Below are 20,283 nucleotides of genomic sequence, written 5' to 3' on the forward strand. Positions count from 1 at the left end.
GAGTGCGCTTAATGTAGGTATTATTTGAAGTAGTCATAATTCGTCCTCAATGTGTAAACACATTTCAGGACGGGACAGAAAAATACAAAAAAGCCAGCTTTGTTAGCTGGCTTTAACTTCTATACGAATTGCTTTCTATGGCACACCGTGACCTTTAGATGCAACCCATACGCGATACCACTGTTCGCGCGTCAGCTCGATTTTCAGTGCATCAACCGCAGTCTTCACACGCTCAACCTTACCTGAACCAATAATTGCAATTGGATTCGATGGTAAACGACGAACCCAAGCGTAAATCACTTGATCAATGCTGTCTGCACCCACTTCTTGACGAATCGCCTCTAGCTCATCACGAACACGAATTGCTTGCGCGGAATCGCCACTGAAGATGCTACCACCACCGAGACAAGACCATGCCATCGGGCGAATGCGGTTCATCTGCAGTTGATCTAGCGTGCCATCATGAGCCACTTCAAAGTTCAATGGGTTGATTTCAACTTGGTTGGTCACTAACGGCTTACCGAGTCGAGATTGAAGCAGTTCGAACTGACGCGGTGAAAAGTTAGAAACACCGAAGTGCTTAACTTTACCTACTTTGTGTAGCTCTGCGAACGCTTCTGCTACTTCATCAGCATCCATTAACACGTCTGGGCGGTGAATCAACAATACATCGATATCGTTAACACCTAAGCGCTCTAATGAGTTATTTACTGATTGGTAAATATGCTGCGCGCTGGTGTCATAGTGATTGATCTTGCGATCTGGAGTGTGGTCACCACATAGGTTGATATCGCACTTGGTGACGATTTGAATATCATCACGAAGGCTTGGTTCAAGCGCTAACGCCTCACCAAACAACTTTTCACATTGGTAGTTACCGTAAATATCCGCGTGATCAACAGTTGTGATGCCAAGATCAATATGTTGCTTCAGGAAAGTCAGGCGTTGTTGCGGGGTCATGCCCCACTCTGCTGTACGCCAGTATCCTTGCACCAACTCAGAAAGTTCTGGGCCTTGTGGCGCTATCGTTACTCTTGCAACCATGGGTTGTCTCCTTTATCAATACTGAACGTATCCTAAGCTCGTTTTACCGAAGGCTCAACGTATAACAAATGGCAAAGGTAAACGCTTATTAAAAATGTGAGAGCCGCAGAAAAACGAACACTTAAATGAATTATAACTTGCTGTCTGCCCGCGAGCCGTTCTCCTGAAAGGCTTGTTTAGCCTAATAAATAACGAAACTATCTATAAATTTGAGCAATTAAAAACGATTAAGTTCAACCGTTAAGTTGTCACCATCACTCTGTAACTGGATCCAAGGAGAAGCAGATCTAGAAGAAGATAAGCTAGGCACATTCCATACACTCAGTTGCTCTGCTGAACCGTGAGGCGCGTTGATGAATTCGACCAGTTGTTTATCCACCTTATCGAAACCAACACCTTCATTTCGAGCTTGTTCGAGTTGAGCAGTAACATCGAATTCATCTTCACCAATACGAATTGAACTGAGAGCAAAGCCATCTTGGCGAAGGTATGCCTGAAGCTTTGTGTAACTTAGGTCCGAATATGGCAGGTTTAAGCGAACTGTTTCGACGCTTGAGTCGCCCAACTCCAGTTCAACATACACATCCAGATCGTAATATTGGGTTAAGTCACTGCACAACAGAGTACCTTCGATCTCACCACAATCCATCAACTCGATATCGTCAATATAGTTTTGAGAATTCGGCTGACTTGGGCTGCTGTTAAATACTGTTCTTAGCCACCAGCTTTCGGTTGCTTGCGCTGAAAATGAAATAGCATTGAGGAACAGCATTAGAGGCAAGATTAGAACTTGAAAGATTTTCATCGACTGGGCTTATTTAGCGCTATATGAAGTGTCCATTATACGTGACCAATCGACAAACAACCGCTCGAGTCGCAAATTTTAGGCGAAAAAAAACGGGCATACATGCCCGCTAGATAAATTCATCACCGAATAACGTAATCCGTCACGTTGAGAACCATTACGAAAGAGAGGATATCACTCTCCCACAACAGTTACAATACATCGTACTCATTACTTATAGCCACCTTCAATCGCAGGCTCTTCAAGAGACAATCTCACTTTGTTACGTTGAATAGCTTCTGGCGGTAAACTGATGAAGCCGTATTGGTTCAACACGCCTTGATGATCTTGTGACAAGGTAAGCCCAACAAAGAACTCCTCTTGTTCCGTAAAGCCTTTGCGATGCGCTGGAATATTCAAGTACATGTAATAAACCGTTGCTAACGGGTAACGACCAGAGAGGATCGTTTCCTTGTTTAGATCGTAGTTCACACCTAAGTTATCAACAACGCTCAACCATTTCACGTCTGAAATTTGATCTGAGTAAACGGTGTACCCAATAGCTGCATCTTCGTCTTCAATCTTATTAATCAGATCAGGCAGATCCGCTAAGAACTGAGTATGGGCATATTCGCCTTCCGTTCCACATTCGACCCAACTTGAAAAAGTAGTATGTCCTTTCAGGTTGTGATCAATGGCAAAGGGCAACATATGAGTATCTAGGCTTTCACCGTTACGAATATCACTGCTTGGTGACCATTTGGGATGTTTAGGATCGTTAGAACAACCAAACACATCAATTAATTCAGCGACGGTGATTGATGTTGCTGGGTTATTTTCATTGGCTAGAATCGCTATGACATCGGCAGTGAACATCAACTCTGTAGGCCTATAACCGTAACGCATATCAAACCTTGCCATCTCTTTGTCAGTCCACTTTTTGGAAGTGATACCAACACGCGAGCGCTGCATAATCATTTGCTCTGGGACGCTGTCACTCAACAAGATTTCTAAGTCGATCTCTTGGCTTTTAAGCAAGTCTTCAACAAGCCCCTGCATATTCGGCTCAATCGCGACCAAACCCATGTCAGTGGCGTCATTCGCAAACGTCGATACAGAGAACAACGCAGGTACAGCAGCAAGCAGCAAGCCCGATTTATTAGCTAGACATTTCATTACTGGCCTCCTAATGGATCAATCGACGTTTTAGACTCAACATCGCTATTACTATCGAGCTGCATTTCTGAAGTGAAGATGTTCCAAGATGGATTCACTTCCATGCTCTCTGTCTTAATCACCGCAATCGTTCTACGCTTACGCTTGTGAAGATGCTGAGTTAAGCTGGTTATCTGAGTAAACTCTTGTTCAAAGATTCGCTCACCATTGATTCCTCTATCAATCAATGCGTCTCGAATCACGCCAGTTCTTTTCTTAGCTAATGCCTTGTTATACACGTTTGTACCTTCAGCACTGGTATCTCCGACCAAGGTAACCGAAGCATCAGGCTGCTCTCCTAGTAAACGCACCAGCTCATTTAATACAACGGTATGATCAGGTTTAAGGTCATACTTATCAAAATCAAATGCCACACTTAATACTTCAACATCTTCGACAATTTTCCAATTGGCACACCCTTTAATGTCTACCGTTACACCTTCTGGCGTATCGGCACATAGATCTCGCTGGTTAATCACACCGTCTCGGTCATTATCGGCTAAGTCATCAATTTGATGGCGCGTCATCGTCGTATCAGGCGTTTCTGCACATCCCATTAGCAAGATAGAGCTAAGTAGCGCTAGTTTAAAATGTCTCATTACTTATCCTCCCCTTGCCACTCTTCTGGATGTTCAATCCTCAACGCATACGTCAACATACCCATCGCATTTAATACTCGATAAGCCGCTAACGTTTGATCATATTCAGTGCTGATGAAGTTTCTTCGAGCCAAGAACACTTCAACTTTTGCATCAAGTACATCAAGAAGGCTTCGTCTGCCAACATTGAATTGCTGGATATAGCCAAGCTCTGCAATTTTCGCTGCATCAACGTTCTGTTGAAGTAACGATTTCTGCTGCTCTAGCATCTTGTATGCGTTCCAAGCCAATTGTGTACCTTCTCTAACCTCACGCTCTGTTCGTAATCGGATCGCCCTTGCTTCTTCCACTCGCCAAGCTGACGATTCAACTCTAGAGTCGGTAGAGAAGCCATTAAACAGGTCATAATCCATCGTCAACATCAGTCGAGCGTCTTCATCGACACCGCCTGGTGGGTTAGATACGTTGTCATTCTTGTTCGCATGAAGCTCAAGTTTTAGCTCTGGGTAGTAATCCCCCTTCTCGCGGTGCATCTCTTTACGAGCCGCATCGATATCAAGTAAAGAGGCTTTGATTTCAGGGTGGTTCTCGACAGCCTGTTCTAGGGCGACTTGAGAAGAGCTTGGTAACAAGGCGTAATCAAAACGTGGATATACCAAGTTCACCGCAGGTTTGCCAACCAAGCGTAGATACTGAGTTTGCAAATCAAACAGGTTGTTCTGAGCGGCGATAAGTGAAGACTGCGCGGTCGCGACACGGGCGGAGATCTGAGCCAGATCAGAGTTGCTACTCAAGCCTTTGCTCTTTTTATCTTGGATATCTTGATAGATCTCTTGGTGCTCTTTTACATTACGCTTAGACAGTTCAAGTAACGTCTCTGCCTTAAGAATATCGAGGTAATTTCTCACCACATCTAACGATACGTTTTCAGCGCGAGAAATCAGAGTTAGACGCTCAGCTTCCGCTTCGAACGTCAGTCGATCGACATTCGATGTGGTTTTAAAACCATCAAATAGTAACTGGGATACTTTAACGCCAATTTCCGTTCTCGTTAGACCTCGATCATCGGTGTCGAGTTTACTACCACTGTTATAGCGCGTCTCTTCATAGCCTGCCGCCGCGTACAAGTTCACTTGTGGCATATACAAACCACTCGCCGCGTCTCCGTCTCTGACCACCGATTGGTATCGGGAGTATTGCGCCAATATCTCTGGGCTATAGTCGATGGCAAAGGCCACGGACTCTTCTAATGAAGCTGCTTGAGACAGCCCACTCATTAGCAAGCAAGAAGAGAGTAAGAATTTTGAATGCATTACACTTCCTTTTATATTTATGCTTTAACCCACTTCATCGTTCGCGAAGTGAGTTTTCCTTAGCTCGTAAAATAGGTTTTAACCAATAACTCAATACTGTTTTCTCTCCGGTTAATATATCAACCGCGACTTGCATCCCTGGGATAATGCTAAAGGCAGAGTTTTGTTGCTGGTCTTCGTTTAACTGAATATGGGCGCGATAATAGGCGTTTCCGTCTTCCGTTTGTAAGGCGTCGGCACTCACGTAAATCACCTCGCCTTTAAGTCCGCCATAAATGACGAAATCGTAGGCCGTGAATTTCACTGTTGCACCTAACCCGTTATGAACAAACGCAATATCTTGTGGAGAGATTCTCGCTTCAACAATCAGGTCACTGTTTGATGGGATAATCTCAATGATCGGCTCGCCGGGACGAACAACGCCACCAATGGTACGCACAAAGATCTCTTTGACTGTGCCATCAACGGGCGCAACAATTTCGGTACGCTTGAGTTGGTCGGCAATCGCCTGCTGGCTTTCGTTCAGCTGTGCTATCTTGCTCGCCACTTCATTCAACTGACCTTGCACTTTGGTACGAAAATCTAAGGCAATGCTTCGATGATCCGCTATCGACTCTGAGTAGGCGGCTATCTGCTTCTGCGCTGCCACTTTTGAGCTAGCAATATCACCTTTGAGTTTGACCACATCACGGTTCAGTTTCAGCAGTTCAACTTCTGCTACGGCACCACTCGCCACCACGTCTTTCAACATGTTGCGCTCTCGAATTACGATATCTAGGCTGCTCTCTAACGTCTGAATATTATTGAGCGTATCGACTCGAGCCTGGTCTTGTTGCTCGATACGAAGTGCCGCCTCTTCCAGTTCAGATTTCAACTGTCCTAAACGCTCTCGATAGTTCGCCTTAGCATTCATTAACGCAGGGTGGCTTGATACATCAACAATGATATTTTGCGGTACTAAGACTACTCGCTCATACCACTCTTCTGCAGCGTTATTTAAAACGACCGTCGACAGCTCCGCCTTTAATCTTAATTGCTGAGCAAGCAAGGTATCCGCTTGTTGAGCCGACTCTAAAAACGCCGCCTTAAAGCGTGTGTCTTCTAACTTAGCGAGAGGTTGCCCTTTCACAACAGATTGGCCTTGTCGCACCATGATCTCTTGAACCAGCCCGCCTTCTAAGCTCTGAATAGTTTGCACCGAAAGGCTTGGAACGACTTTGCCTTCACCGATCACGACTTCTTCGAGAGTTGCCCACGTCGCCCAGCCAATGATCGACACAATTAATAATGCACTTAGCCAAATCAGCTTTCGAGAGCGGAATGCTAAGTGGTTGTTGGTCCATTGAATATCGTTACTCATGACGGCCTCCCTTCACCACTGAAACAGTCTTAAATCGACTCGCCCCTTTGGGTACACTTTTCTTCTGTAGAGAGAGGATATCTTTTGGCTCACCTTCCGCCACGATCTGACCTTTGTCCAACACAATCACTCGATCACACATCATCAAGAACGAAGATTTGTGCGAACTGATCAGCATCGAAGTTTCTCTTGGCATACTTTGAAGTGCATTGAAGAACTGTATCTCAGCCTGATTATCTAGCGCGCTGGTTGGCTCATCCATGATCAATAACTTTGGACAGCGATACAGAGCTCTCGCGATGGCAACGGCTTGACGCTGACCACCAGAAAGTAACCGACCACCCTCACCGACAGGTGTTTCAAGGCCATTGCTTAAGCGCCCCATGTAACCATTCAAACCCGACTGTTGAAGTGCTTGTCTTAGCTTTTCTTCATCAACGTTGGTCGCACCAAGCGTAACGTTGTCGTAAACACTGCCAAAAATAAGATTGGTGGTTTGCCCCACCCAACCCATGCCACTACGCAGAACACTGGTTGGCCATAATTGCCCATCAATCTCTTGATAGAAAGCTTGTCCTGTTGTTGGCATATACTGGCGAGCAACAACCGATAGTAGGGTTGTTTTGCCCGCGCCTGCCGCACCAACAAGACCAACTCGTTCACCCGGCTTTATCTCCAGTGAGATATCCTTCAATGTAGGGCTTTGAGTTTCTGGGTAAGTGAACGTCACTTCATCAAGCCTTACCCCACCGTCAAAATCCCCCTTGTCTATCACCTGATGTTTCGACTCTTCCTGAGGCAGTTCCATTATCTGATTCAAGCCTTCGACTGCCGAACGGGTTTGTTGAAACCTCAGTAATAGAAGGGAAAGCTGATTCACTGAACTCGCGGCTCGCCCACTCAGCATCACCACTGCAATTAACCCACCCATGCTGAGTAGGCCTTCAGAGATCTGATACACACCGAAGATAATCAAAGTGATGGTGACGATCTGCTGACTCGATTGAATAGAGTGCGTCACGATATTGGAGTAGTGACGAGATTGAGTCTGCCATTGAGAGAGCGACGAAATCGTCTGTTCCCAGCGTTTTTGAGTAATACCTTCAGCGTTATTCTGCTTGATATCAGGAAGCGTTGTTAAACAATCAAACAGCTGTGCTTGTCTTTGTGTCGACAAACGTGCGGTTTCATCGAATGTTTTTTCCACCTTGCCTTTCATCGCAATGCTAAGCACGATCAGCACCAGCATGATGGCAACAGGAATAAACATCATCGCGCCACCGAGCCAGCCGATAAGCAAAAGGAACAGTAAGGTGAACGGTAGATCGACTAAGGTCACTAAAGAGATGGAAGTGAAGAAATCTTTTACGCTGTCGAAATCTTGAAGCTGCCTTGCGAAGGCGCCCACCGATTGTGGTCGGTTTTCTAGCTTCATGCCAAGGACTTTAGAGAACAATTGGGAAGATAGCTTGTTATCAATATAGCGCCCGGCCATGTCAGTCACAGAGCTTCGTGAGCTTCTCAACACCCAATCAAATATAACGACAATACCTACACCTGCCGCCAACACCCACAGCGTATTAAACGCTTGGTTTGGTACCACACGGTCGTACACATTCATAGTAAAAAGTGGAACCGCCAACGCCAGTACGTTGATCAAGAACGAAGCGATAAACAGGTCTCGATACCAAGGTTTCACTTCTTTGACCACACGCCACAACCAGCGCGTGTTCGATTTACTATCACTGCGTTCGTGAGATTGAACACGAGCATCGTCCAGAGCTTGTGCACCGACTTGCCAAACATAGGGTTCGACTTGAGCGACCAGCTCTTTTAACGAGGTTTGCTGGCTTGAATTCGTTTCACAATCCAAGACATCAAAGTCATCTCCGGAGCCTTGGGTAACGACAACAGGAGTCCCTGTCGCAGAGTTAACAGCAACAACAGGAAACTGACATTGAGTCAGTAATTCTTTTTTTACGTGGCTCAGAGTTAAACCCGATTTCTCAATCGCTCTTGGAAAAAGGGACTCATTAAGCCTTCCTTCATCTAAAGGAAGGCCAGACACTATTTTGGACGAGTGGCTACGAACATTAAAATGCTCACATAACCACTCCACACAACCTAGCCAGCTGTCTTTTTGTTCTACCAATCTAAAACTTCCTTTTATAGACTGTACATCTAACTTACAGCGTTAAATTATTGTCTTCTATCATTTTTTGTAGAATCTGTGCTTCTAATGCACTACTGCTATCACCTTGGTACAAGTCATCATATGTAACATCGGCGAGCAAAATATTTTGCTGAACGTCATCGTCTCCATTGGTCTTGATAGATATCGTTACGCCTTCCACTGATTCTTCTAGATCGAGGTATTGTGTTGCACCGATACCAGTCGCTATGCCTAAGCCTCCTAGAATCCCTGACAAATCAATCGCATCCGTGTCCGGTGACGCATCAAAGTCTTGAACCACATCGTAGCTTGGTGCCTCAGCGCTGCCCAAACCTGATGATTCAAACACAAAATTGTCAGAGCCTGTACCGCCAATCAGCAGATCGTTATCGTCTGTCGCGGTAATCGTAGAATCTCCTTCAGCGACAAACTCAATCGATACGGTTTGGGGTAACCCGACCGCTTGGTTATTGCCTATCTCTGCAGACGGCTCTATCGTTAGGTCAAATTGATCACCACTGTTGTAGCCTCCTGTTATCGCTAGGTTAGGCACATCTGCTAAGTCCACCACGTATTGTCCGCCGACCGTCGAACCATGTGAGAAGGTCAAACCTGCGGGGATGTCATAGATGGTGATAAAACCTTCCTCTGAATCAGCAGGGTTAACCAAAGCAAGATCTAAGCCTAGAGGAATCGTGCCGCTTGCTTCCGCGACTATTGATGGATATTCAACGCTCAGTAACGGAGCGTCAGGTTCTGGTGTGATAACCAAGGTCATATCTTGTGAACTTGGATCACCAATATCTGTGGCCAAGTCACCAAGCACCGTATTTTGGTCGACAGTTTGACCAGTGATCGTAATATCGAGGTTACCAAATGCGTCGCCCGCAAAGAATTCGAGCTCATCAACAGAGCTTGCTTTAACGAGAATCGTCGCCTGCACAATATCACCAACACGGATAAAAGAACTGGTTTCAGAGCCAATTCGAATTCGATCTAGCCCAACTAAACCTGAAGGATCCGAAGTCGAATTCACCGTTACCGTAATTGATAAGAATTCATCACTATTAGTCTCAAAACTATTGGCATCGAGCGGTATAACAATGCCGTCATCCTCACTACCAGATAGTTGCTCTGGCAAGTCGAAGAACTCAACCTTGTCACCTATAGGGTTAACACCTACAGTAAATTCAGATTGGGTATAACGGATATCCGTCGTACCAACTTCTTGAGTAATCGCCTCTAGAGACAGATTAATGTCACCACTAAAGTCTCGCGGAGGCAAAATAACTAAGTTAGCAAGCTGACTTGGATCCAGTTGCCACTCGTAAGTAGGGTTACCATCAAAGGTCCCTCCATCGACGCCATTGTTAGGAACTAATTGGTAGCTGTCGCCCACCTTTATCGCAACAACCGCACCTTCAGGCACGCCTTTCAATGCCAAGGACATATTTTCAGAGCCATCTTGGTCAATCAACTCCGCGCTCAGTGATGACAATGAAATGTAGTTATCTTCGTCACCTACTATATCCTCTGTTACCAAGTTCGCCGCATCAGCAACAGGTTCAACGGTGATAGTCACCACGGTCGTTTTATCTTGCGTATCCGTTTCAGTCACACAATCCGCTTCATCGGTAATATTGGCGGTTACTGTTAAGATGATTTCGCCACTGTAATGCTCAGGTGGCGTAACTAACACGTCACTCAATCGGCTAGGGTCTGTGACCGTCCAAGTGCCATCGCCATTGTCAACTAACAGCCCGGTGTCTGTTGGAGTTTCAGACAAGGTTGCTCCATTCGAAATGCTCACCGTTAGAGAGTTAACGGTTTCTTTACCAGTCGCGCTGTTACCTTCACCTGTTATTAACTGCCCAGTTTCAACACTGTCACCAAGGACTAACTCAAGATTAAGGTCTGTCGCGGTGTCTTCTTGAATGGTTGTAGTGTCAGTCACGACCGTAATGTCATCCACAACGGGTAGAACTTGAATACTGATGGTTTGGTCTGTTGTGACGGTATCTCCGTTACAAGGAGAGGTCTCAATGGTTTCAATCGTAAAGTTGATACAGCCAGCAAAGTCTTCATCTAAGCCCGTTAACGTTAGTTTCGAGAGTCCATCTGCAGTAATTGAATAACCGACGATCTCACCAGAAGCATCGTATTCAGCAATCACACCATCACCGGAGATCTCAACACCTTCAGGAAGTGAATCGGCAGGAATATAAAAAGAGATTTCATTGTCTGGATCACTGCCAACATCGGTGTCTAACAAACCAGTAAGATCAATATCTTCCCCTTCAGGTGTTTTAATTTCGCCATCGGGTTGAATCGGGCTTGGTGGACCAACAGGATCACAACTGCCGCCACCGCCATCATGACCAATAATTTGCAGCGGGAAAGTCGCATCAATATATCTCGCATCTTCGCCATCAATCACACGAGCACGAACCACAATATCCAGTACCGGAGTATCACTTGGACTGGAAATCGTCGCATTGTCTAAAATGTACGCAGCAAGCTCTTGGAAAGAGTCACTCGTTAGCCCATCCGCCGATATGATCCAGTTCCCCGAGCTATCTTGAGCGGCACCATTAGGGTGCTCAACAATCAACGAATAGCCGTCTGGAATCTCGATCAAAATATAATCGAGGTACTCTGAGCCATCGATATCCGCGTCGACGAACGTCACGGCGTTAGATATATCAACAGGCGAGCCATCTGTACTCTGTAACAGCTCTGTAGAACCTTCTAATCGAGTATCTAGTTCGACACGAGCATCTACGGTCACACTAATGGAGCCTGCAATGTCTTTAACAGCAGTTGCACCCGTTGGAGAGGTGTCGGTAACTTGATAGGTAATTGGTATTGAGAAGGTACCACTCAAATCTTCCGTTGCAGTTACTGACAATCTCCCACTGTTTAAAAGCTCAGCCAGAGTTGGCGTTGTGCTATCCAATAAACTTTCTAAGTCTAAACCTAAAGTAGGAACTTCAATTATACTGCCGTCGAAATAAAGAGTGAGATCTGCAGGTAGGCTATCAATGACATATCCCGTCAAGGATTCGCTGCCATCAATATCCTGATTCACTGAAGGCTCAAGGTTAAGGCCTATTTGACTATCTTCGATCCCTTGAGTACTCACCACTTGACCGTCTTTTTGATCAACAACCGGAGCCAGTTCTACACGAACCGTCATTGGGAACTCGCCAGTATCACCATCGGGTTCGGTCGAAATCGCGATTACCGTTAACTCAAGTTCACCACTAAAATCATCGACGGGCTTTAGGTAGAGGTTGCTTAATTCTTCATTTGAGACTTGAAGTACAGGGCCTGTCACACTATCAACTCGTGCAATAGTCAGCGATACAGGGTTACCTAATGCGTCCACCAGCAAAGTGCCTTCCGGAATGTTGGTAAGCAGTATGTTGATCTCTTCTGAAACATCGTCGTCCGAAGTTTGGACCACAAAATCCAGTCGAATTAAACCATCTTCGTTAAGCACCGATTGATTGCTGACAACTTTAGTATCGCTATCGTATTCCCAGTGTGCGTTGCCCCCGTCTACAACGATCGGCTCATCGACCACACCTTTAAGGAAAATATTGATGGTTTTAGTGTCGCTAACCGCCGTCACATTAATAGGCGCTAGCGAGTCAATCGTCGATTCATAAGAGACGGCCGTTACCTTAATGTATAGGTCTTCTGTAAATGAACTGATGTCTTCTTTTGGTATTAGATAAGCAGTACCGTTCTCGATCGCTTCAGCGGATACAAGGTATGTGTTGGGACCAATTAGATCAAATAACCCACCTTGAATTGACCAACCGTCTTGTACTTCAATTTGATAGCTTAAGGACTCGGAACCATCGGTATCAGTCAGCGCACCACTGATTACGTTCTTCAGGAAAATGTTCTCATCTTCCAAACCTTTGTAATCTTTAACAGATAAAATTGGCTTATCCGCATCAGGAGAAATATCTACGGTGACAGTATGAACATTATCAGCCGTTTTATCGGCAGGATCAGCAAAGGAGTTTCCCGATTCAGTGGCAATCGCAGTAATTTCAAATTCAAATCGACCCGCTAAGTTTTCATCAGCTCTGATTTCCATTTTGTCGATTTGATTCTGAGTGTACTCCTTACCCTCTTTAACGGCATTTCCGTTCAAGGTGATATTCAGACCATCTGGAATACCACTTATCGTATAAGTTAGTGTTTCCGACAAATCTTGGTCAACGAGTTGAGCGGTAATATCAAGCTTGATAGGGTCGGCGTCATCTTCCACTGATTGATAAGTGAAGACCGAATCAGACCAATCAGGTGCGTCAGCTACAGGCAAAACAGAAACAGCAATATCAGCGATAAGCTCTTTTGGTACTGTGTCAGTACTAATGATGGCATTGATTGCCAAAATAACCGTCGACGTAGTATTAGACTCATGAAGCGCAGGGCGATAGGTTAACTGCCCATTCGGCCCCGTAAACTGACTATCAATCATCGTCAGTTGGCTTCCAGATAAGGTGACCTTGCCGTCAACAACTTGAAGCAATACCCCATCAAGATACAAGCTACCGCCATTTAATGATGCTTCGGAGAACTCGATAGCGGTAACGGTTTCACTTTGGTCAATATCACCGGTTGAAACACTAACGACAATTATTGCATCGTTATCTTCCGTGGTTTCTGAGTCTTCATAACGAATGAAACCTTCGTTATCGTCCAATACGAGCTCTGCGTTACTGGTGACTTCATCGCCATCCGCATCTCGCACCAAATAATCAATGTCATCAACGATCTTTGGATCAGCTGGATTAGTGGTTACGTTAGGATTCGTAGTGAGTTGGTAGCTACCATAAGGTGAAAGCGTAAACTGTCCGTAAGTCGACCCACCATCATAATCATTAATCAGGTTGATCGTGATTGGCGTGCCTGCATTATCAAACGTATAAGTGACATTACGATAAGTGAAGCTAATGATTTCTGCACCGTCGGCGCCTGCGAATTCTTCGGTTAAGAATTGCCCAGTAAGGTTGTCACCCTCAACCATTTCAATAGAACCATCTCGAGCAGTCGGCACATCATCTTTTACGTTGACGGAATAAGTAGCAGGATCTGAGCTGTCTCCATCCGCATCGTTCACCACTAACTCAAAATTAAGAGCTAAGTTATTCTCACCATTATTACCATATGCATGATCTAGTGGCGCATAGAGATCAAATTCAGTGGTCCCGTCAGTATTAAAGCGAATCCTAAATACGTTATTGCCGTCAGTATCTTGCCCGTAATACCAACCATCAGAATCAACAGCTTGAAGAGAGATCGCTTTCCCAGCGCTAGTGTAGCTTAGTGCATCAAATGCAGCGGTGTTAACAGTGACAGAGACAACATCATCAGAGCCCTCAATAATACCCAAAGATGGGCTGCTATCTTCTACTCCAACTTGCTGACCATCCCCTAACAAACCATCTTCATCAACTGAGATGCTTCCAGTCACCGAGATTTCAGGATCTTTACCGTCATAGATTTTTATATCAGACGCTTGCGTGTCTCTCGAACCATCGGAGTCAATGGTGACGATAGAAGCAGGAATCGTCAGCTCCGTGTCTTTAGAACCAGAGCCATGATCAACGGACTGATAGAGCTCAATAACGACATCAACGTTTGTGGAACCATTGGCTTCAAGGCTGAAGCTATCTGGTAATTTGATTCTGAAAACAGCATCGCCATTACCAAGAACCGCATCAAAGGTACCATTACCATTATCACGCCAAGTCAGCGCTTCACCATTGCTGGTTACTGCTACACCATCGCTATCAAGAACAGCTTGGCCCGTGGTCACATCCAAACCTAAGAAAACCAGCGGGTCATTACCTGCGGTAACGGCTAAGCTCACGTTTGCTGTTGACCCAACTCCCGATGGAGTACTATCAGCAACAGGAATTTCACTCAATTCAACCATTCCAGAACCAATCGTGGGCTCGCCGCCATCAGTCACTGATACATTCAGGGTTAATTTGGTTTCATCGTTGTCATCATCTCTAGCGGTAACAACAAATGGAATTTGGTCCGTAGGAGAGCTTTGATCCAAGCCTTTGTTTAGAACAAATGTGTAGGTGACATTAGAGTCAACTTGGCTATCGGTTTGAGGGAAGCTAAGCGTAAAAGCAACGTTCTCTGCACTTACAGAACCAACGTAACCGGTGAGTAAGTTTCCGTTAGGCGAGATAGTGTAGACAATCTGTTCGCCTCCGCTAAACAACAAGGGTTGATCTGCTAAATTGAAAAAGAGTGCCCCCTCATAATCACTACCTAAATTGAGGCTGAAAACACCTGTGCTTGATGTGACGCCACTTGAGAGATCAGATTCATCAACGGCAGCATTGCTCACACTATCTAAGCTAGGATTCCCCCCATCTTTGACTACCCATTTAAAATTGCCGTCAGTTAATGCGGTACCATCCAAATCAGTCCCTTTAACGTTCAGTGATAATGTGAGTGAATCTCGGACAAAGTCGTGGTTAAGCGGTTTATTCAACACTAGGGTAACGTCTGCCAAGACATCATCACCACTCGCGCTTGCTGCTAGCGTCAGCGTAAAAATAGTTTCGCCGCCAACTTGTGCTGTAATCACTTTACCGTCAACTGACAAGGTGTAAGAGAGCGGTATCAGAATATCACTCGTAGTTATATTCAGCGCATCAAGTTGATTCAAAGTACTAATATCAAAAACTAGTGAGTCTGGATCAGGGTTATCAGAACCTCCTAAGACGGAGAACTGACCGACTACCGTTTGAATACCCTCTGCAACATCTGTTTCTATTGTTGTCGTACTACCATCTACAATTTGACCACCTGCACCATCAATAATATTGATAACAGCTGTACCACTACCAAAGTCGTTGCTGATATCCCCAGCGACATAATTAAATGTAATATTTTGGCTGACCGTATGATCAAGGTTTCTATTAGCAACAAAATTCCAATGACCATTCGCAAATACAGTCAAAGTACCTTCGCTAGTAGTAAATGAAACTGGAGAGCCACCGACAATCGTCTTAGTCATGCCATCAACTTCAACACTTTTTATCGTAAGTTGAGTATCTAGGTCTATATCGTTATTAAGAACGTTACCAGATGCTACTTCCCCCTCGACCATTTGATAAGATTCATCAAAAATAAGCGGCTCAGAATCTTTAATGACAATAGGCAAATGGCCGATGACCAGCTCCGTAGTACCATCTGAGTCCGTTTGCAAACCTTCAATAACCAAAGACGTTTGAATAGAATTTAAACCCGCTTCCTGATCAATCGCCTTATAGAATGTGATATTAACGTTATTACCAGAGATAGCAGCATCGAACACTACTTGCCCATCGCTTCGAGTACCCGTTAGGCTTTGTTTGTCACCTGATACAGCAATCGTTATTGACAAACCTTGAGATGTTAACGACTCAGCTATATTTTGGTCATCGCTAAATGAAAAATCTGCAAAATCAATCCGTATATCTGACGACTGGCTTTCACTTCCAAAGATCCCGACAATAGTTTCCGAAAACACCACTGACTCAGGAAGAATAATCGTCGGCATATCATCGATGGCTTGGTTGCCTACTGTATTGAAAACTTTTGCGTCGATCGTCCATTCCGAAGACGAATCTAGGGCAGAAATATCAATATTCTCTACCACCCAGTTACCCGAAGAATCAACAACCCCTTCAAAGACTAGGGTCTGAGTCCCATCGCTTACTTCAATGTAAACTGGGAGCCCTTCTGCAACATTGGTTGTACCCTGCATGGTGGTAAGTTGGCTACTACGAAAGGCCAAAATGCTAAAGCCGTCTAACGTATCAATATCAATAACAGGCGAGACGGTATCAATGACAATGACCCCTGTACTATTTACCGCAGTAGCTGGGTTACCAGCTATGTCAATAGTATCAGCCTCGATGGTAATACTACCGTCAGCAAAACTCGTTAAATCCACACCTTCCACAGACCAAGCGCCATTGACTACCGTTGCCGTCAGCACGATAACGTTGGTGGTGCTGTCTGAAATACGGATGTTTACCGTTTGGCCATCCTCAACATTTTGAACGATACCGAAAAATTTAGCGGATTGAATTTCGAAACTGTTGAGGACACCATCTCCGCCATCATCAACACTTGCAGTAATACTCGCAAGCGTATCTTTGACAATGGTGTCAGTCGCTGTGGTTGGGTTTCCGGCGATATCTATGGTGTTAGCAACAACCGTCAGCTCCCCTTCCGCAAAACTTGAATAGTCTTGAAGGGTGAGAGTCCATGTACCACCCGATACAGTCGTTGTGTATTCTTGGGTGAGGCCTTGGCTATCAGTAATGGAAATGCTTATCGTCTGACCATCTTCAACATTGGCAACGGTGCCGACTAGCGCTCCGTTGGCAATTTCGAACTGGTTGTAAAACTCATCACCAAAACCATCAAAATCGACATCGATTGTGGCTAGGGTGTCTTTGATTGTTGAGTCATTAGCTGCAATGCTATTGCCAAACTCATCAGCAATCACCGCATCGACCTTGAGATCACCCTCAGTTAATGAAGAGAGATCAACGCCGTTTACTACATAAGTTTCATCGCTTGTGATTGCCGTTGTGGTTACCGTATTACCATTAATGTCAGTGATCGTTAGCAGAACGGTACGCCCGTCTCGAACATCAACAGCAGTACCCGTTATCGTAACCGAAGGCACTTCGAACTGATTTTCGTACCCATCACCACCATCTAAAATATCTACGGTTAACGCGGCACTCGGTAAAAGTATGTCGAGGTTGCCTTCATTCGATGTTGCGTCGTCTTCAAAGTATTCTGTTGGTCGAGTATCAAAACCGGCTTCTGCCAGGGTTTCGTCTAGTGTAGATCGGACATAGGCAATAAAAGAGGCACTAGCGCTAGGTTGGTCGTTTGAAGCACTCGGCTGTTCTCGCGAGCTTTCAATGTTGTTTACAAGCTGTGTCACAACTTTTTCCAACTGTTGTTCTACCGCTTCTATTTGTGGTTCTGTCAGAGGTTGATTCTGGTCCAAGTTTTGAGGTTCAATACTCACCACTTGCACGCCATCGACCTTCGCTTGCGTAGCGGGTAATGGCTGCCAAGTACCGTCAGGAAACACCTGCCAAATTACCCCGCCAACTTCGATATATAAAATAGGATCCATCCTAAACCTCTTCATTCAAAAAACCCTGATTTGGCGAAGATTTTCAGCTTCATACAAACAGCGCAAATCAGCAAACAATCTCTTATTAATACTAGCAAACAACAAATCATTAACAGTTAATTAATTACCATTGATACGCTGTAAAGTAAACCGATATGCTGTGACTTGCATTCAGTTATATCTATCGTCACAAAATACATTCAATGAATGTGTCATAATGTTGAAATTACTGGTTAATTTTCAAGGAATGTCATGACTGCAACGAACTATCTCAACCAATTGAATCAAAAGTACCTTGCGACTCATAAAGCGAAAGAGGACTTCTTTTGGGATACCTATATGGGAATCAGTGACGACCACGATGGTTCGACACTCGCGCAGACTCAGTGGACCAAGTTTCTAAGCTCTGCCGAACAGATTACCGCTATTGAAATGCAACTTGCTGCTATCGATGAGATTCAAGATCCCCAAGAAAAAGAAAGTACGTTTATAGGCTTAAATGGTTGGTTAGCGACCTTTAGAGCTCACGCTATTGAGTCTGAGCAGTCACAGAAGCTTAAGGCAGACCTCATAAAATTTGAGGCTGAACTGTTTGAGAAAAAACAAAATCACGTAATGACTTACGTAAATGAAGCGGGACAAGAAACAGAAGGGTCACTGCCCGTTTTAGGTTCAGCCGTTAGAAGTAATGGTAATGAACAAGTTAGGCTTTCTGCACATCAAGCATTATTAGATTTAGAGCAATGGCTGCTGGCTAACGGCTTTATTGAGCTGATCAAAAAACGTAACCAATTTGCTCAATCACTGGGTTTTAAAACCTTCTTTGATTACTCGGTGGTTAAAACCGAACAGATGACGACAGAGCAACTGTTTACGATTCTGGATGACTTCGAAGCACGTACACGCGATAGCCATCAGCAAAGTCTAGCCAATTTGGCAGAGCAGAAAGGCGAGAATGCACTTCAAGCCCATAACTTTACCTACTCTTTTGCAGGTGACGTTATGAATGATCTTGATCCTTATGTTCCGTTCTCAAAGTCACTTCGACGCTGGATTGAATCTTTTGGTCGCCTCAACATCGAATACTCTCAAGCGACATTAAAATTGGATCTGCTTGATCGTAAAGGTAAGTACCCTAATGGCTTCTGCCATGGCCCTATCCCATCCTTCTACGATCAAGATACTTGGGTAGCGGCTCAAGTTAACTTCACGAGTAACGCCAAGCCCGACCAAATTGGCAGCGGTTATGATGGTATCAACACGCTATTTCACGAGGGTGGTCATGCAGCACACTTTGCTAACGTAAAAATGAACGCACCGTGTTTCTCTCAAGAGTTTGCACCAACCTCAATGGCTTATGCCGAAACGCAATCCATGTTCTGTGACAGCTTGTTGAATGACGCCGATTGGCTCAAACAATACGCGCTTAATGCAGATGGCCAAGCAGTACCTGACGAGTTAATCAAAGCAATCATCGATAACAAACAACCCTTCAGAGCTTATCAAGAACGTAGCATTTTAGTGGTTCCGTATTTCGAGCGAGCACTTTACGAATTGGCGGATGAAGATCTGACACCTAAAAAGATCACTGCTCTTGCTCGTAGCAGTGAGAAAACGATTCTTGGATTAGCTTGTAGCCCTCGCCCATTAATGGCGATCCCACATCTGTTGTCGGATGAGGCGTCTTGCGCGTATCAAGGTTACCTGCTGGCTCATATGGCGGTGTATCAAACTCGTGCGTATTTCACCGATAAGTTTGGCTACCTAACGGATAACCCAGAGATTGGCCCTTTGTTAGCTAAGCACTATTGGTACCAAGGAAATAGCGTGAATCATAATGGGACAATCGAAAGCCTGACTGGTGAAGGTTTTAATGCCAAATACCTCGCTGACGAGTGCAACTTATCGCCAGAGGAAGCATGGGCTATTGAAGAGCAAAAAATCAAACAGCTGTCGACAAGAGAGCGTGCACCAGTTGCTGATTTGAATGCGAAGATATCGATCGTTGATGGGGCTACCGAGTTGGCGAATAATGACAAATCAAACCATCATATGTGTGATGAGTTTGAGCACTTTATCGTTGGGCAATACGGTCGATAGATTGTGTTTGAGCCTCTGTAACAAAAATTGAGTTCAAAACTAAAATGAAAAAAAGGACGATAAGTTATCGTCCTTTTTAGATTCAGCTTGGGATCTATATCGTGAAACATGCTGAGCGAATTTTGCTATTAAACTCAACATCAACAGAATCAACACTTCTTAGTGATTTTCGATGAATGCCGAATACCTGCCCCGTCAAAACAATATAAAACTTTTCTGTTTTGAGTAAATTCCAAGCTTCATCAAGAGACTCAGCATAAACCTTGTTCTTGAGATCTTGTGGACGAGTACCAGCGGCTCTTCCATGTTTACGTGCCAATTCAAATAGTCCGTTTCGATTCGGTTTACATGTAAACAGGGTGTCATTTCCGTAAATAACACCCTTGGCTGTAATGCTTTTAATCATTACATTTCTCCAGATAATAATTTCACTCGTAGCACTTGAGTGACAAACCACATATCAATCTGTGGATGCTTACACTGCAAAAAGAAGAGAACATGG

General features: G+C 44.7%; 10 protein-coding genes. 1 reads left to right on the forward strand and 9 read right to left on the reverse strand.

Annotated elements, in window-relative coordinates; translation table 11 throughout:
* Nucleotides 1-135: 135 nt before the first annotated feature.
* From MSG36_RS00005 to MSG36_RS00040, 8 genes are all read right to left on the reverse strand, one after another.
* Nucleotides 136-1,044 carry an aldo/keto reductase family oxidoreductase gene (locus MSG36_RS00005; protein ID WP_248365694.1) on the reverse strand — a complete coding sequence of 303 codons (909 nt, stop codon included), beginning with the start codon at nt 1,042-1,044 and terminating at the stop codon, nt 136-138.
* Between the two features lie 217 nt (nt 1,045-1,261).
* Entirely contained in the window at nt 1,262-1,849 is a 588-nt protein-coding gene (locus MSG36_RS00010; RefSeq protein WP_248365695.1) for a hypothetical protein, read from the reverse strand.
* A gap of 210 nt (nt 1,850-2,059) precedes the next feature.
* Nucleotides 2,060-3,004, reverse strand: coding sequence for a substrate-binding domain-containing protein (locus tag MSG36_RS00015; RefSeq protein ID WP_248365696.1), 945 nt, complete (start codon nt 3,002-3,004; stop codon nt 2,060-2,062).
* Nucleotides 3,004-3,642 (reverse strand): OmpA family protein, encoded by a 639-nt coding sequence (locus MSG36_RS00020; protein ID WP_248365697.1) that lies wholly within the window; start codon nt 3,640-3,642, stop codon nt 3,004-3,006. The genes MSG36_RS00015 and MSG36_RS00020 overlap by 1 nt, the downstream gene beginning before the upstream one ends.
* Nucleotides 3,642-4,955, reverse strand: a complete 1,314-nt coding sequence (locus MSG36_RS00025) for a TolC family outer membrane protein (protein ID WP_248365698.1) — start codon at nt 4,953-4,955, stop codon at nt 3,642-3,644. The genes MSG36_RS00020 and MSG36_RS00025 overlap by 1 nt, the downstream gene beginning before the upstream one ends.
* A 34-nt stretch (nt 4,956-4,989) precedes the next feature.
* Nucleotides 4,990-6,315: an HlyD family type I secretion periplasmic adaptor subunit gene (locus tag MSG36_RS00030; RefSeq protein WP_061016513.1), complete on the reverse strand. Its 1,326-nt coding sequence runs from the start codon at nt 6,313-6,315 to the stop codon at nt 4,990-4,992.
* The gene (locus tag MSG36_RS00035) at nt 6,308-8,467 is read right to left on the reverse strand and encodes a type I secretion system permease/ATPase (RefSeq protein WP_248365699.1); all 2,160 of its coding nucleotides are present in this window, start codon (nt 8,465-8,467) and stop codon (nt 6,308-6,310) included. Before MSG36_RS00035 ends, MSG36_RS00030 begins: the two co-directional genes overlap by 8 nt.
* A 34-nt stretch (nt 8,468-8,501) precedes the next feature.
* Complete coding sequence (locus MSG36_RS00040; protein ID WP_248365700.1) at nt 8,502-17,681, reverse strand: RTX toxin; 9,180 nt, start codon at nt 17,679-17,681, stop codon at nt 8,502-8,504.
* A 252-nt stretch (nt 17,682-17,933) separates the two neighbouring features.
* Between MSG36_RS00040 and MSG36_RS00045 the strand changes: the two genes are divergently transcribed.
* Entirely contained in the window at nt 17,934-19,781 is a 1,848-nt protein-coding gene (locus MSG36_RS00045) for a M3 family metallopeptidase (protein WP_248365702.1), read from the forward strand.
* A 94-nt stretch (nt 19,782-19,875) separates the two neighbouring features.
* On the opposite strand, the gene MSG36_RS00050 is transcribed toward MSG36_RS00045, so the two are convergent.
* Complete coding sequence (locus MSG36_RS00050) at nt 19,876-20,187, reverse strand: hypothetical protein (RefSeq protein WP_248365705.1); 312 nt, start codon at nt 20,185-20,187, stop codon at nt 19,876-19,878.
* Between the last annotated feature and the right edge of the window lie 96 nt (nt 20,188-20,283).

This window comes from Vibrio sp. 1CM8B, assembly GCF_023161685.1.
Lineage (GTDB): Bacteria > Pseudomonadota > Gammaproteobacteria > Enterobacterales > Vibrionaceae > Vibrio > Vibrio coralliirubri.

Coding starts and splice junctions, on each gene's coding strand:
- MSG36_RS00020 (WP_248365697.1), bottom strand. CDS start 3,642: ATGAGACATTTTAAACTAGCGCTACTTAGCTCTATCTTGCTAATGGGA.
- MSG36_RS00005 (WP_248365694.1), bottom strand. CDS start 1,044: ATGGTTGCAAGAGTAACGATAGCGCCACAAGGCCCAGAACTTTCTGAG.
- MSG36_RS00040 (WP_248365700.1), bottom strand. CDS start 17,681: ATGGATCCTATTTTATATATCGAAGTTGGCGGGGTAATTTGGCAGGTG.
- MSG36_RS00015 (WP_248365696.1), bottom strand. CDS start 3,004: ATGAAATGTCTAGCTAATAAATCGGGCTTGCTGCTTGCTGCTGTACCT.
- MSG36_RS00050 (WP_248365705.1), bottom strand. CDS start 20,187: ATGATTAAAAGCATTACAGCCAAGGGTGTTATTTACGGAAATGACACC.
- MSG36_RS00025 (WP_248365698.1), bottom strand. CDS start 4,955: ATGCATTCAAAATTCTTACTCTCTTCTTGCTTGCTAATGAGTGGGCTG.
- MSG36_RS00045 (WP_248365702.1), top strand. CDS start 17,934: ATGACTGCAACGAACTATCTCAACCAATTGAATCAAAAGTACCTTGCG.
- MSG36_RS00010 (WP_248365695.1), bottom strand. CDS start 1,849: ATGAAAATCTTTCAAGTTCTAATCTTGCCTCTAATGCTGTTCCTCAAT.
- MSG36_RS00030 (WP_061016513.1), bottom strand. CDS start 6,315: ATGAGTAACGATATTCAATGGACCAACAACCACTTAGCATTCCGCTCT.